The following is a 14,017-nucleotide window of genomic DNA, read 5'->3' as shown; positions in this document are numbered from 1 at the left end:
ACGGGCTCCGTGTGGGATAAGAGGACATGCGTCGCCGGCTGATCCAGTCCACGCTCGCCGTGGTTCTCGTCGTCATCGCGGTCTTCGGCGTGTCCCTGGTGATCGTCGAGAGCCGCACGATCAGCAGCAGCGCCCAGGAACGCGTGGACTCCGAGGCCGTACGGCTGGTCGGCATCGTCGACAGCAGGCTGCTCGGCAAGGAGGACGTCACCGAGGAGATCCTGCGCGAACAGGTCACACAGGACCGCTACGCCGTGATCACCATCCCCGGACGTCCGACCATCGAGGTCGGCACCAAACCGGCCGGTGACGTCATCCGCGCCGAGGAGCGGGGCGAGGAGGGCGAGCTCGTCCGGGTCGAGGAGCCGCGCTCCACCGTCACCCGGGAGGTCGGCCGCACGCTGCTGATCATCGGCGCGGTGGCGCTGCTCGCGGTGATCGCCGCCGTTCTCCTCGCGATCCGCCAGGCCAACCGCCTCGCCTCCCCGCTGACCGACCTCGCGGAGACCGCCGAACGCCTCGGCTCGGGCGACCCGCGCCCTCGTCACAAGCGCTACGGGGTCCAAGAGCTGGACCGGGTCGCGGACGTCCTCGACTCCTCCGCCGAACGCATCGCCCGCATGCTCACCGCCGAGCGCCGCCTCGCCGCCGACGCCTCCCACCAGCTGCGTACGCCGCTCACCGCGCTGTCGATGCGCCTGGAGGAGATCACCCTCACCGACGACCCGGACACGGTGAAGGAGGAGGCGACCATCGCGCTCACCCAGGTGGAGCGCCTGACGGACGTCGTCGAACGCCTTCTGACCAACTCCCGCGACCCGCGCACGGGCTCCGCCGTCTCCTTCGACCTCGACGCGGTGATCCAGCAGCAGCTCGCGGAGTGGCGCCCTGCCTACCGCGGCGTGGGCCGCGCGATCGTCAGCTCGGGCAAGCGCCACCTCGAGGCCGTCGGGACGCCCGGCGCCGTGGCGCAGGTGCTGGCGGCGCTGATCGAGAACTCGCTGATGCACGGCGGGGGCACGGTGGCGCTGCGCACCCGTGTCATCGGCAACCAGGCCGTGATCGAGGTGACCGACGAGGGCCCCGGCGTGCCCGCCGACCTCGGGGCGCGGATCTTCGAGCGGACGATCAGCGGACGCAACTCCACGGGCATCGGCCTGGCCGTGGCCCGCGACCTCGCGGAAGCCGACGGAGGCCGCCTGGAGATGCTCCAGGCCCAGCCGCCGGTGTTCGGGCTGTTCCTGTCCCGTACGCCGCTGAAGCGGCCGCTGACGACGGACGACGAGGAACCGACGGTCCGCTGAGAACCGGCCGAAGCAACCGGCGGTCTGCTGAGACCCGCTGAAGGAGCGCCCGTCAGCTGACGCGTGTCCTCGGCTTCTCCTTCGCCTCCGCCTCCAGGAACGATTCCGCGTCGGCCACGGCCTCCCGGGCCGGCAGCGCGCGGAACACCCAGCTGCGGTAGGACCAGAAGCGGAAGAGCGTCGCGACGCCGATGCCGAGGAACTTGAAGACGTTGCTCTGCAGCGGGCTGTCCCAGCCGAAGCCGTACGTCGCCGCGTACAGGATGCCGTTCTCGATGACCAGGCCGACCGCGCTGAACAGCAGGAACAGCGTGAGTTCCTTGGTGCGGCGGCCCTTGTCACGGTCCCGGTACGCGAAGTAGCGGAAGCCGATGTAGTTGAAGATGATCGCGACGACGGTCGCGATCACGCTGGCCCGCACGACCTGGAGATCGGTGACATGGCGTACCAGGTTGAACACGCCCAGGTTGACGAGGAGACCGGCACCTCCCACGGCGCCGAACTTGACCACTTCGTGCATGAGCCGTTGAAGCCCCGAGGAACCACGTTCCATGGTCGTACAGGCCCCCGTCCGGTCGGATTCGTCAACCCAGCCATGCTATCCACCCCTTCAAGGGATTGCCTGTGGACCGGCTCACGCGTTGGCCACAGCTCGGAAAGAGGTCGGGAAACACCTGTTATGAGGCCGGAAAGGGACGGGTAAGAGGCGCGGGATCCGGCCTGCGTGGCCTGGCCGATACCCTAGGGGCGTGACGTTCCCGGTAGTCGGCATGGTCGGCGGGGGCCAGCTCGCGCGTATGACACACGAAGCGGGCATCCCGTTGGGCATCAGGTTCAAGCTCCTCAGTGACACTCCTCAGGACTCAGCGGCGCAGGTCGTGAACGAAGTCGTCATCGGCGACTATCGCGACCTGGAGACGCTGCGCGAGTTCGCGCGCGGCTGTGACGTGATCACCTTCGATCACGAGCACGTGCCCACCGAGCACCTCAGGGCCCTGGAGGCGGACGGCATCCCCGTGCGCCCCGGCCCCGACGCGCTCGTGCACGCCCAGGACAAGGGCGTGATGCGCGCGAAACTCGACGCGATCGGCGTGCCGTGCCCACGGCACCGCATCGTGAGCGATCCGCAGGACGTGGGCGCCTTCGCGGCCGAGGGCGCGGGCTTCCCCGTCGTCCTCAAGACCGTCCGCGGCGGCTACGACGGCAAGGGCGTGTGGGTGGTGGACTCCGTCGAGGAGGCCGCCGACCCCTTCCGCGCCGGCGTCCCCGTGCTCGCGGAGGAGAAGGTCGACTTCGTCCGCGAACTCGCCGCCAACGTCGTACGCTCCCCGCACGGCCAGGCCGTGGCCTACCCGGTCGTCGAGTCGCGGCAGGTCAACGGCGTCTGCGACACGGTGATCGCCCCGGCCCCCGACCTCGACCAGGGCCTCGCCCTGCGCGCCGAGGAGATGGCCCTGCGGATAGCCCAGGAGCTCGGTGTCGTCGGCCACCTCGCCGTCGAGCTGTTCCAGACCCGCGACGGCCGCATCCTCGTCAACGAGCTGGCGATGCGCCCGCACAACTCGGGCCACTGGTCGATGGACGGTGCGATCACCTCCCAGTTCGCCAACCACGTCCGCGCGGTCCTCGACCTCCCCCTCGGCGACCCGCGCCCGCGCGCGCGGTGGACCGTCATGGTCAACGTCCTCGGCGGCGACTACCCGGACATGTACTCCGCGTACCTGCACTGCATGGCCCGCGACCCCCAGCTCAAGATCCACATGTACGGCAAGGACGTGAAGCCCGGCCGCAAGGTCGGCCACGTCAACACCTACGGCGACGACCTCGACGACGTGCTGGAGCGCGCCCGTCACGCAGCCGGCTACCTGAGAGGCACGATCACCGAATGAGCCCTGTTGTTGGCATCGTCATGGGTTCGGACTCCGACTGGCCCGTCATGGAGGCCGCCGCCCAGGCGCTCGACGAGTTCGAGCTCGAGTACGAGGTCGACGTGGTCTCCGCGCACCGCATGCCGCGCGAGATGGTCGCGTACGGCGAGCAGGCCGCGGACCGGGGCCTCAAGGTGATCATCGCGGGTGCGGGCGGCGCCGCCCATCTGCCCGGCATGCTCGCCTCGGTCACCCCGCTGCCGGTGATCGGCGTGCCCGTGCCGCTGAAGTACCTGGACGGCATGGACTCCCTGCTGTCGATCGTGCAGATGCCGGCCGGTGTCCCGGTCGCCACCGTCTCGGTCGCCGGCGCGCGCAACGCGGGTCTCCTCGCGGCCCGCATCCTCGCCACGCACGACGAGGAACTCCTCGGCCGCATGCGGGAGTTCCAGCAGGAACTGAACGACCAGGCCACCGAGAAGGGCAAGCGCCTGCGCTCCAAGGTCGAGGGCGCGGGCAACGGCTTCGGCTTCGGGAAATGACGCGGATGACCTCCCTGACACAAGCCCGGGAGCTGCTGCGGGAGTTCCCCGTCGTCGACGGGCACAACGACCTCCCGTGGGCGCTGCGCCAACAGGTCCGCTACGACCTCGACGCCCGTGACATCGCCACCTCCCAGAGCGCCCACCTGCACACCGACATCCCCCGCCTGCGCGAGGGCGGCGTCGGCGCGCAGTACTGGTCGGTGTACGTCCGCGCGGACCTGCCCGACGCCGTCCCCGCGACGCTGGAACAGATCGACTGCGTACGGCAGTTGATCGCCCGCTACCCGGCGGACCTGCGGGCCGCGCTGACGGCGGCCGACATGGAGGACGCGCGCGCGGAGGGCCGTATCGCCTCGCTCATGGGCGCGGAGGGCGGCCACTCCATCGCCGACTCCCTCGGCACCCTGCGGGGGTTGTACGGCCTCGGCGTGCGCTACATGACCCTCACCCACAACGACAACGTGGCGTGGGCGGACTCGGCGACGGACGAACCGGTGGTCGGCGGCCTCTCGGCGTTCGGGCGCGAGGTGGTCCGGGAGATGAACCGTCTCGGCATGCTCGTCGACCTCTCCCACGTGGCGGCGACGACCATGCTGGACGCGCTGGACGCGACGAGCGCCCCGGTGATCTTCTCGCACTCCTCGTCGCGGGCCGTGTGCGACCACCCGCGCAACATCCCGGACGACGTGCTGGAGCGGCTGGCCGCGGGCGGCGGCGTCGCGATGGTGACGTTCGTGCCGAAGTTCGTGCTCCAGGCGGCCGTCGACTGGACGGCCGAGGCCGACGCGAACATGCGCGCCCACGGCTTCCACCATCTCGACACCACCGCCGAGGCGATGAAGGTCCACCGCGCCTTCGAGGAGCGCACGCCCCGCCCGATCGCCACGGCGTCCACGGTCGCCGACCACCTCGACCACATGCGGGAGGTCGCCGGCATCGACCACCTCGGCATCGGCGGCGACTACGACGGCACGGCCTTCACACCCGACGGCCTCAGCGACGTCTCCGGCTACCCCAACCTGATCGCGGAACTCCTCGACCGAGGCTGGTCGAAGACCGACCTGGCCAAGCTGACCTGGCAGAACGCGGTGCGGGTGCTGGGCGCGGCGGAGGACGTGGCCCGCGACCTTCAGGCCACGCGTGGGCCGTCCCACGCGACGATCGAGTCGCTCGACGGCTGACCGGACTCCTCGGATTCCCGGGACAGGGCGGGGTAGTCGGTGTAGCCGGTCGCCCCGCCCACGTACATCAGGTACCGGTCCCGCACCTCGTTGAGCGGCGCCCCCAGCCGCAGCCGCGTCACCAGGTCGGGGTTGGCGAGGAAGGGCCGGCCGAGCGCGACGAGGTCGGCGCCGGCGGCCAGCAGGTCCTCGGCCGCGCTCACGACGGCCCCCGTGGTGAGCTCCCGCAGCAGCGGGTTGGCGATGAGCGCCCCCGGCCAGGCCGCGCGGATCGTCCGGAACAGCGGGGCGTCCGGCTCGGCGCGGACGAGGTGCAGACAGGCCACGCGCGGGAGGCGCTCGACGAGAGCCGGGTACAGCTCCTCGGTGTCGCCCTCCTCGATCCCGTTGACGGTGCTCCCGGGGGACAGGCGCACTCCCACCCTCTCGGGCCCGACGGCCGCGGCCACGGCCTCGACGACCTCCACCACGAACCGGATCCGCCCGGCCACCGAGCCGCCGTACCCGTCCGTGCGGTGATTGGTGTTGCGGGCCAGGAACTGGTGCAGGAGATAGCCGTTCGCACCGTGCACCTCGACTCCTTCGAAGCCCGCGTCGACCGCCCGGCGTGCCGCCTCGGCGAAGTCCGCGACGGTGGAGCGGATCTCGTCGAGGGTCATCTCCCTCGGTGCGACGGCCTGTTGGTGACCCTCCGGCGTGAAGATCGTCTCGGGCAGCGGCACCGGCGAGGGCGCCACCGGCGCGTGCCCGCTGGTCGCCGGATGCCCGATCCGGCCCCCGTGCTGGAGCTGGAGGACCATCCGCCCGCCCGCCTCGCGCACGGCCTCGGTGACCCGTCGCCAGCCGGCCACGTGCGCGGGCGAGTGGATCGCCGTGATGTTCGGGTACGTCTGCCCGACCGCGTTCGGCGTGGAGGCCTCCGCGACGATCAGGCCCGCGGAGGCGCGCTGGGTGTAGTAGGCGGCCATGAGCGGGGTGGGGGTGCCGTCGGCGTCGGCCCGGTTCCTGGTCAGGGGGGCCATCACGAGACGGTTGGGGAGGGCCACGGGACCCACCTGGACTGGCTCGAAGAGATCCGTCGTCTGCGTCATGACCGTACGCTAGAACCTGACACTGGTGTCAGATTCAAGGCGAGGTGACCATGCGGATCGGTGAACTGGCCCGGCACACCGGGGTGAGCCAGCGTTCCCTGCGCTACTACGAGACCCAGGGGCTGCTGCGCCCCGAGCGCACGCCCGGCGGGCACCGGGAGTACCCGGAGGCGGCCGTCGACCGGGTCGTCCGCATCCAGGAGCTGTTCGCGGCCGGGCTGCACAGCTCGAAGATCGCGGAGCTGCTGCCCTGCATGCGCGACACCGACGGCGGCCCCTCCGCCGTCGCCACACCGAAGCTGGTCGAGAACCTCACCTCCGAGCGCGAACGCATCGACCGGATGATCCGCGACCTGGTCCGCTCCCGGGACACCCTGGACGAGGTGATCCAGGTGGCCCAGGGCCGCTGACCGGCCCGGCGTGCACGCGCGGAGTACCCCCGAACGCCCCACCCACCAGGAACCCCCCTCGGCTCCGTGCGACGGTGACCGTACTGCTGATCAGGACGCCGATCACGACGTACGGAGACGCTATGGCAGACCTCCAGGACGAACTGCACACCACCCCCGAGGTCGGCGAGCTCGACGAGCTGCCTGATCCCTTCGACACCTACGACCTCATCTCCGACCCCGACGCCGCCCCCCTGGAACGCGCCCATGCCATCCTCGTCGCCCACCCCGTCGCCGACGGCTACAGCGGGCTGCCGTGGGCGCTGCGGCACCTGCCCTGGTACGACCTGGAGGCCGGCGAGAGAGCCGTCGACACGGACGTGCCGAGGCTGCGCGAGGGCCATGTCGCCGCGTTGCTGTGGTCGCTGCACCTGCCGGAGGGGCTGGCCGCCGACCGGGCCGTCGGGGCCACCCTGGAGCAGCTGGACCTCGTGCGGTCGGTGATCGGCACGCACCCGGAGGGGCTGCGCCTGGCCCGCAGCGCCGGGCAGGTCATCGACGCCCGCAACTGCGGCCGGGTCGCCGTCCTGCTGGGCCCCGCCGCGGCCGCCGCGGTCGACGACTCCGTGAGCATCCTGCGCGTCCTGCACTCCCTCGGCCTGCGCGTCCTCACGCTCTCCGGCACGTCCTGGGCGAGTGAGGCGGGACTGACCCGGTTCGGCGAGGAGGTCGTGCGCGAGATGAACCGGCTCGGGGTCCTCGCCGACCTCTCCGGTGCCTCCGAGGCCACGATCCGCCGCGCGCTCGCGCTCTCCAAGGCGCCGGTGCTGTGCACCCGCTCCGCCGCCCGCGAGCTGCGCCCCCACCCTGCCAACCTCCCCGACGACCTGCTCGCCGAGCTGGGCGCCGCCAAGGGTGTGTGCATGGTGCCGTTGACCGCCGAGCAGACCGGCCCGACGGTCCGTGACGTCGCCGACCACATCGACCACGTCCGCGAGGTCGCCGGACCGCAGTGCGTCGGCCTGTCCGGCACCTACGACTCCGGCGCCGCGCACCCCCAGGACCTCGCCGACGCCTCCTGCTACCCCCGCCTCATCGCCGAACTGCTCCGCCGCGGCTGGTCCGAGCCGGACATCGCCCTCCTCACCTGGGGCAACGTCCAGCGCGCCCTGCGCACCGCCGACTTCACCGCCAAGGCGGCCCAGCAGCGCAGGGAACCGTCGACGGCGAAGATCGCCGAGCTCGACGGCTGAACCAGGCCCTACTCCAGACCCTCCGGGTTCTCGATCCGGCACAGGCAGAAGGGGTGCCCCGCCGGGTCGGCGTACACCTGGAAGTCCTTCTTCTCCCGGTCCTCCAGGTCCAGTGGCCGCGCGCCCAGCGCCAGTACCTTCTCGTGGGCCGCGTCGAACTCCTCCCAGGTGGCTCCGGCGTCGAAGTCCAGGTGGAACTGCTGGGCGTTGCTGTCGGCGCGCGGCCACTCGGGCGGGGTGAGGCCCTCGACCCGCTGGAAGGCGAGCCGCGGCCCCTCAGGGATCTGCAGGACGACCCAGTCGTCGTCCTCCGACCGGGGCGTGCCGCCGCCGACCCGGGCGTAGAAGTCGGCGAGCGCGCGCGGGTCGGGGCAGTCGATCACGACGTTGCGGATACGTGCCACGGACGGCATGGGGCCTCCGGCTCTCGTCAGGCGCAGCTTCTCAGCAGGCGCAGCTTCTCAGCAGGCGCAGCTTCTCAGCAGGCGCAGAGACAGAACGGGTGCCCGGCCGGGTCCGCGTACACACGGAACGTGCGCGACGGATCCGCCGCGTCCAGCGGCTTCGCGCCCAGCGCGAGCACGCCCTTCTCGGCCGTGTCCAGGTTCTCCACGGTGAGGTCCAGGTGGAACTGCTGCGAGTGGTCCCCCGCCGGCCACGCCGGTGGTACGAATCCTGGGGCGGCCTGGAAGGCCAGCGACGGTCCTGCGGGCACCTTCAGGTCGACCCAGTCCCCCTCTCCCTCGACGGTGCCGCCCAGTACCTCGGCGTAGAAACCGGCCAGCGCGCGCGGGTCGGGGCAGTCCAGGACGACGGTGCCCAGGTTGGCGAGAGCCATGACTTCCTCCTCGAAGGCGGGTGTTACCCGTAGAAGCAGGTAACCAGTAACCGTTACCGCATGCTGCCGCATAAGCAGTAACGTCGCAAGGGGAAATGCGGGAGGTAGCGTGCAGCCATGAGTGAAAGATCGCCCGCGCCGGGCGGCCTGGCTCTGATCGAGTCCCTGGTGAACACGCTGGACGTCGAGACGGGCACGGACGCCCTCGACACGGCCGACGCGCGCCGGCGCTTCGGTCTGACCGAGGACGACCTGCCGTACGCCCGCGAGCTGCGCGAGTCGCTGCGCGCGACCCTGCTCGCCCACGCCGGCCACCTCCCGCACCGCACGGTCACCCCGCTGGGCGACCTGCTCGCGGCGGCCCCTCTGCTCGTGACGGTCGACGCACGGGACGGCTCGGCCCGCCTCGCACCCGGTGACGCGGGCCCGCTGCCCTCCCGTGTCGCCGCGGCCGTCGCCGAGGCGCTCGTCGCGAGCACCTGGACCCGGCTGAAGGCCTGCGAGGCCGTGACCTGCCACTGGGCGTACTACGACCGCAGCCCGGCCGGACGCAGCCGCTGGTGCTCGATGCAGGTGTGCGGGGCCCGCGCGAAGATGCGCAGGTACCGGGCCAAGGAGGGGTGATCCACAGGGAGTTCATCGGCCATGCGCCTCTCCCGTGGGGCAGAATGCAGACAGACGCCGGTTCGGCCGACTGAGCCTCGGCCGAACCGGCGTCGTCGTCATGGCAGGGTCAGGCGGTCGGCCGTCCCATCGCCCGGTACGTCCAGCCGGCCTTGCGCCACACTTCCGGGTCGAGGGCGTTGCGCCCGTCGAGGATCACCCGGGCCGCCGCGACCTCGCCCAGCGCGGCCGGGTCCAGCTCGCGGAACTCCCGCCACTCGGTCAGGTGCAGGACGACGTCGGCGCCCCGGACGGCCTCCAGCGCCGAGTCGGCGTAGCCCAGGGTGGGGAAGACCCTGCGGGCGTTCTCCATGCCCTTCGGGTCGTAGACGGTCACCTGGCCGCCCTGGAGGTGGATCTGCCCGGCGACGTTCAGCGCGGGGGAGTCCCGCACGTCGTCGGAGTCGGGCTTGAAGGTGGCGCCGAGCACCGCGACGCGCTTGCCCAGGAAGGGGCCGCCGCCCAGTATCTGCCGGGCCAGCTCCACCATCTGGCCGCGCTGACGCATGTTGATGGAGTCGATCTCGCGCAGGAAGGTCAGCGCCTGGTCGGCGCCCAGCTCACCGGCCCGGGCCATGAAGGCACGGATGTCCTTCGGCAGGCAGCCGCCGCCGAACCCGATCCCGGCCCGCAGGAACTTTTTCCCGATCCGGTCGTCGTAGCCGATGGCCTCGGCGAGCTTGGCGACGTCGCCGCCGGCGGCCTCGCAGACCTCCGCCATCGCGTTGATGAAGGAGATCTTGGTGGCGAGGAAGGAGTTCGCGGAGGTCTTCACCAGCTCGGAGGTCGGGAAGTCCGTCACGACGAACGGCGATCCCTCCTCGACCGGGGTGGCGTACACCTCGCGCAGCAGCTTCTCGGCGCGCTCGCTGCGCACGCCGACCACGATCCGGTCGGGGTGCAGGGTGTCGTCCACGGCGAAGCCCTCACGGAGGAACTCCGGGTTCCAGGCCAGCTCGGCGTCCGCGCCGGCCGGCGCGTTCTCGGCCAGGTAGGCGGCCAGACGGTCGGCGGAACCGACGGGCACCGTGGACTTGCCGACGACGAGGGCGGGCCCCTGCAGGTGCGGAGCGAGCGAGGCGATCGCGGACTCGACGTACGACATGTCGCAGGCGTACTCGCCGTGCTTCTGCGGGGTGTTCACGCAGACGAAGTGGACGTCGCCGAACGCGCCGATCTCCGCCCAGTCCTGGGTGAAGCGCAGCCGCCCGGTCGTACCCTGGAATCCGGCGACATGCCGGCGCAGCAACTCCTCCAGACCGGGCTCGTACATCGGGGCCTCGCCCCGCTCCAGTTTCTCGATCTTCTCGCGGACGACGTCCAGGGCGAGCACCTCGAAACCGAGTTCGGCCATGGCCGCGGCGTGCGTGGCGCCGAGATAACCGGTGCCGATCACGGTGATCTTGAGGGCCATGGGTGCTCCTGGTCTGGATGTCGTCGGTGCGGGCCCGAGCATAGTCGGGGCGTGCCGGGGCGATTCACCGGGCAGATTCCCCTTGTCGCCAAGGTCACGTATCAGTCGCGTGGGCGGACCTCTAAAATTTGAGTTACTTAACGGTAATTAGCGAGATCACCCCAGCCTTTTTGGAGCGTGAGAGACCTTGGCCGGATCGGCTGACTTCGACCTGTACCGCCCGTCCGAGGAGCACGACATGCTCCGGGACGCGATCCGTTCGCTGGCCGAGGCGAAGATCGCGCCGTACGCCGCAGCGGTGGACGAGGAGGCCCGCTTCCCGCAGGAGGCGCTGGACGCGCTCGTCACCAATGACCTGCACGCCGTGCACGTACCCGAGGAGTACGGCGGCGCGGGCGCGGACGCGCTGGCGACGGTGATCGTCATCGAGGAGGTGGCGCGCGTCTGTGTGTCCTCCTCCCTTATCCCGGCGGTGAACAAGCTGGGCTCCCTGCCGGTGATCCTCTCCGGCTCGGAGGACCTGAAGAAGAGGTACCTGACCCCGCTGGCCAAGGGCGACGCGCTGTTCTCGTACGCGCTCTCCGAGCCCGACGCGGGTTCGGACGCGGCCGGCATGAAGACGAAGGCGGTCCGTGACGGCGACCACTACGTCCTCAACGGCGTGAAGCGCTGGATCACCAACGCGGGCGTCTCCGACTACTACACGGTGATGGCGGTCACCGACCCCGAGAAGCGCTCGAAGGGCATCTCGGCCTTCGTCGTGGAGAAGTCCGACCCGGGTGTCTCCTTCGGTGCCCCGGAGAAGAAGCTCGGCATCAAGGGCTCGCCGACCCGCGAGGTGTACCTCGACAACGTGCGCATCCCGGCCGACCGCATGATCGGCGAGGAGGGCACCGGCTTCGCGACGGCGATGAAGACCCTCGACCACACCCGCATCACGATCGCCGCGCAGGCCCTCGGTGTCGCCCAGGGCGCCCTCGACTACGCCAAGGGCTACGTCCGCGAGCGCAAGCAGTTCGGCAAGCCGATCGCCGACTTCCAGGGCATCCAGTTCATGCTCGCCGACATGGCCATGAAGATCGAGGCCGCCCGCCAGCTGACGTACGCCGCCGCCGCCAAGTCCGAGCGCGGCGACAGCGACCTCACCTTCCAGGGCGCGGCTGCCAAGTGCTTCGCCTCCGACGTCGCCATGGAGGTCACCACGGACGCGGTGCAGCTCCTCGGCGGCTACGGCTACACCCGTGACTACCCGGTGGAGCGCATGATGCGCGACGCCAAGATCACCCAGATTTATGAAGGAACGAATCAAGTGCAGCGGATCGTGATGGCGAGGAACCTGCCTTAGCAGGGTTTTTGCAGGTCAGAAGCTGTTTCGAAGGTCCGGAGGGACGCCCTCGGCTTTCTGCCCGTTGCGGCCCGATCAGGACCGTTCCTGGGCGTCATGCTGGGGGAATCCTGGGTGGATGCCGGGCTGAAAACGGCCACTGACCTGCACAAACAACACAGCCCCCGGCGTACTTGCCGGGGGCTGTTGTCGTACGTGGATCAGGCGACCTCTGTCGCCTCCGTGGGGTCGTCCGCGCCGGGCGTCAGCATGGTTGCGATGGCTGCACGGCCGCGCTGCTCGGCCCCTTCGAAGATGTAGTGGTAGTGCTCCCTGAGCACGTCAGTACTGCTGTGGCCCATCCAGTCGGCCACGTCGTTCTCGGGGACTCCGGCGTACAGCAGCCGCGACCCGTAGTAGTGCCGGAGCGAGTGAGCCTTGCAGTACTTCACCTGTCCCTTGCCCAGAGCCTCCATCCAGATCTTCGGGTAGAAGTACGACGCGTAGAGGTAGCCAGTCCGCGTCACGTTGGGGAAGAGAAGCCGTTCCGGCCCCCATACGCCGTGGTTCCTGATGTGCCGCCGAAGCTCGAAGGCGACGTTCGGCGGGAGGGGGACGGAACGCCCTGGCTCGCCTTCGTCACGAGCCTTGATGTGCCGACGCTGGATCGCGCTGTTCTTCCCCGATGCGGTGTCTCCGTCCTCCGCAATCTGGAAGTCGACGCGAAGCGTCTCGGCCTTGAAGTCGATTTGATCGCGGGACACCGCCATGGCCTCACCCAACCGCAGGCCGCACCCGGCCATGAGCCACAGCATCGCGCGGTATCGCGGAGGAGCGGCATCGAGCATCGCCAGGACTTCCCGCGTCGTGAGTCGCCGCGCGGTGCTCTTGTGCTCCCGGATCTCCTTGGCGCGGCTGCCCGCGCCCTTGACCTTCTTGCACGGGTTCCGGCCGATGATCTCGTTGACGACAGCCCAGTCCATCATCCCGGAGAAGAACGAGAACCGCTGACGCCGTGTGCGAGCGGAGAGCTTCCGGTCCTGTTCCATCCACAAGAGCCACTGCTCAACGTCAGCGACCTTGAGGGACACGATGGAACGGGCCTTGAAGAACGGTTCAAGGGTTGTCTTCTGGATGGACCGGTACTGCTTCTTGGTGCTGTTCTCCAGCTTCCTTTGATTCGTCCACTGTTCCCAGACAGCCGTCACGGGCTGCTTGCCCAATCGGTCGTCCAGGTAGGTACCGGCATCGAGTTCCTGTTCCTTGCGCTTGCGCTGGTCGTCGGCTCGCTTCTTGGTCTCGAAGGTCTTCTGCCGCTGCTTGCCGTCTGGGTCGTACCAGTACGTCGTCCACTTCTTCGGGTCGTCCTTCGAACGCGCAACCCAAGCTCTAGCCACGGAGGTGCTGGCCTTTCTGTCCAAGGGGAGTGCTCGCCGATGCGCCGGGAGCACCTAACTTCAGACTGAGCTTGTCCACCCTGTGTTGTCAACCCTAGGTGGAACACCCGGGGTGGTGTACTCTGAGGGTATGCGAGCAGATGAGAGCGGCTTCGAGATCGAGCAGCAGCAAGGGGGGTGGACGATTCGGATGTGGTGGCCCACAGGGCCCGTGACTGGCGGGCCTCAACGCATCACCATCGAGTCGGCCGCCGACGCACCCGCGCGCGACGTGGCGCGGGGCATCTCCACGACCGTGCTGCGCAGGCTGGATCTCGCGGCGGCCCTGAACCTGGCCAAGATGGCACCGGAGGCTCAGAGCACCCTGGAGACCGCAGCCAAGAAGCTCACCGAGGCGGGTGAGGCGGCTGAGTTGCTGTTGGCCAGTGAAGGCGTCTCGGAGAGGTACTTGGCCATGCTCGCGTCTACATACAAGGCGATGGCGGACACGGGAGCGGTGGCCCCGGTGCGGAAATTGGCAGTCATGATCGGTCGTCAGCCAGAGACCATAAAGGACCACTTGAAGAAAGCTCGGCGCGAAGGCTACCTCAGCACTGTGGCAGGGAAAGCTGGAGGAGACCTGACCGAGAAGACATTGAGGGTCTTGGAATCCATGGGGAGCGGAGAGGACTAGCCTGCGCCACCGCTAGCTCTTAATTCCATATCAAAATTGAGCCCCCGAGGCGACTCGGGGGCTTTCTTTTTCTGGAG

The 14,017-nt window shown here is 69.6% G+C and carries 15 protein-coding genes; 9 read left to right on the top strand and 6 right to left on the bottom strand.

Translation table 11 applies throughout. From position 1 onward, the window contains the following. Positions 1 to 26: 26 nt before the first annotated feature. Positions 27 to 1,304, top strand: coding sequence for an ATP-binding protein (locus ACFYWX_RS18035; protein ID WP_389425012.1), 1,278 nt, complete (start codon positions 27 to 29; stop codon positions 1,302 to 1,304). Between the two features lie 52 nt (positions 1,305 to 1,356). Here the strand turns inward: ACFYWX_RS18035 and ACFYWX_RS18030 are convergent, their stop codons facing one another. Continuing rightward, positions 1,357 to 1,857: a GtrA family protein gene (locus tag ACFYWX_RS18030; protein ID WP_389425011.1), complete on the bottom strand. Its 501-nt coding sequence runs from the start codon at positions 1,855 to 1,857 to the stop codon at positions 1,357 to 1,359. A gap of 196 nt (positions 1,858 to 2,053) precedes the next feature. Here ACFYWX_RS18030 and ACFYWX_RS18025 point away from each other — a divergent pair, with 196 nt between their 5' ends. The 3 genes from ACFYWX_RS18025 to ACFYWX_RS18015 are packed head-to-tail and all read left to right on the top strand — an operon-like array spanning position 2,054 to position 4,898. Next, a complete protein-coding gene (locus tag ACFYWX_RS18025) occupies positions 2,054 to 3,193 on the top strand; it encodes a 5-(carboxyamino)imidazole ribonucleotide synthase (RefSeq protein ID WP_389425010.1) in 1,140 nt (379 codons plus the stop codon). Beyond that, the gene (purE, locus tag ACFYWX_RS18020; protein WP_389425009.1) at positions 3,190 to 3,714 is read left to right on the top strand and encodes a 5-(carboxyamino)imidazole ribonucleotide mutase; all 525 of its coding nucleotides are present in this window, start codon (positions 3,190 to 3,192) and stop codon (positions 3,712 to 3,714) included. Before ACFYWX_RS18025 ends, purE begins: the two co-directional genes overlap by 4 nt. A 5-nt stretch (positions 3,715 to 3,719) precedes the next feature. After that, the gene (locus ACFYWX_RS18015) at positions 3,720 to 4,898 is read left to right on the top strand and encodes a dipeptidase (protein WP_389425008.1); all 1,179 of its coding nucleotides are present in this window, start codon (positions 3,720 to 3,722) and stop codon (positions 4,896 to 4,898) included. Here the strand turns inward: ACFYWX_RS18015 and ACFYWX_RS18010 are convergent. Continuing rightward, entirely contained in the window at positions 4,847 to 5,989 is a 1,143-nt protein-coding gene (locus ACFYWX_RS18010) for an alkene reductase (protein WP_389425007.1), read from the bottom strand. The genes ACFYWX_RS18015 and ACFYWX_RS18010 overlap by 52 nt on opposite strands. A gap of 50 nt (positions 5,990 to 6,039) precedes the next feature. Here ACFYWX_RS18010 and ACFYWX_RS18005 point away from each other — a divergent pair, with 50 nt between their 5' ends. Together ACFYWX_RS18005 and ACFYWX_RS18000 are read left to right on the top strand one after the other, a co-directional pair. Then, positions 6,040 to 6,399 carry a MerR family transcriptional regulator gene (locus tag ACFYWX_RS18005; RefSeq protein WP_389425006.1) on the top strand — a complete coding sequence of 120 codons (360 nt, stop codon included), beginning with the start codon at positions 6,040 to 6,042 and terminating at the stop codon, positions 6,397 to 6,399. 122 nt (positions 6,400 to 6,521) lie between these two features. After that, complete coding sequence (locus ACFYWX_RS18000; RefSeq protein WP_389425005.1) at positions 6,522 to 7,631, top strand: dipeptidase; 1,110 nt, start codon at positions 6,522 to 6,524, stop codon at positions 7,629 to 7,631. Between the two features lie 8 nt (positions 7,632 to 7,639). Here the strand turns inward: ACFYWX_RS18000 and ACFYWX_RS17995 are convergent, their stop codons facing one another. After that, complete coding sequence (locus ACFYWX_RS17995) at positions 7,640 to 8,044, bottom strand: VOC family protein (protein WP_389425004.1); 405 nt, start codon at positions 8,042 to 8,044, stop codon at positions 7,640 to 7,642. A gap of 65 nt (positions 8,045 to 8,109) precedes the next feature. After that, positions 8,110 to 8,469: a VOC family protein gene (locus tag ACFYWX_RS17990; RefSeq protein WP_389425003.1), complete on the bottom strand. Its 360-nt coding sequence runs from the start codon at positions 8,467 to 8,469 to the stop codon at positions 8,110 to 8,112. 117 nt (positions 8,470 to 8,586) lie between these two features. Between ACFYWX_RS17990 and ACFYWX_RS17985 the strand changes: the two genes are divergently transcribed. Beyond that, the gene (locus ACFYWX_RS17985; protein ID WP_389425002.1) at positions 8,587 to 9,093 is read left to right on the top strand and encodes a CGNR zinc finger domain-containing protein; all 507 of its coding nucleotides are present in this window, start codon (positions 8,587 to 8,589) and stop codon (positions 9,091 to 9,093) included. A 109-nt stretch (positions 9,094 to 9,202) separates the two neighbouring features. On the opposite strand, the gene ACFYWX_RS17980 is transcribed toward ACFYWX_RS17985, so the two are convergent. Further along, the gene (locus ACFYWX_RS17980) at positions 9,203 to 10,546 is read right to left on the bottom strand and encodes a UDP-glucose dehydrogenase family protein (protein WP_389425001.1); all 1,344 of its coding nucleotides are present in this window, start codon (positions 10,544 to 10,546) and stop codon (positions 9,203 to 9,205) included. A gap of 187 nt (positions 10,547 to 10,733) precedes the next feature. On the opposite strand from ACFYWX_RS17980, the gene ACFYWX_RS17975 reads away from it, so the two are divergent. Continuing rightward, positions 10,734 to 11,891 (top strand): acyl-CoA dehydrogenase, encoded by a 1,158-nt coding sequence (locus ACFYWX_RS17975; RefSeq protein WP_389425000.1) that lies wholly within the window; start codon positions 10,734 to 10,736, stop codon positions 11,889 to 11,891. Between the two features lie 200 nt (positions 11,892 to 12,091). On the opposite strand, the gene ACFYWX_RS17970 is transcribed toward ACFYWX_RS17975, so the two are convergent. After that, a complete protein-coding gene (locus ACFYWX_RS17970; protein WP_389425192.1) occupies positions 12,092 to 13,267 on the bottom strand; it encodes a tyrosine-type recombinase/integrase in 1,176 nt (391 codons plus the stop codon). 130 nt (positions 13,268 to 13,397) lie between these two features. On the opposite strand from ACFYWX_RS17970, the gene ACFYWX_RS17965 reads away from it, so the two are divergent. Beyond that, on the top strand, positions 13,398 to 13,940 hold the full coding sequence (locus ACFYWX_RS17965; RefSeq protein ID WP_389424999.1) for a hypothetical protein: 543 nt from the start codon (positions 13,398 to 13,400) through the stop codon (positions 13,938 to 13,940). Positions 13,941 to 14,017 lie beyond the last annotated feature (77 nt).

This window comes from Streptomyces sp. NPDC002888 (assembly GCF_042888465.1).
In the GTDB taxonomy this organism is placed as follows: Bacteria; Actinomycetota; Actinomycetes; order Streptomycetales; family Streptomycetaceae; genus Streptomyces.
Note: the sequence above shows the minus strand (reverse complement) of the source record. Positions and strands in the feature narration are given on the sequence as shown.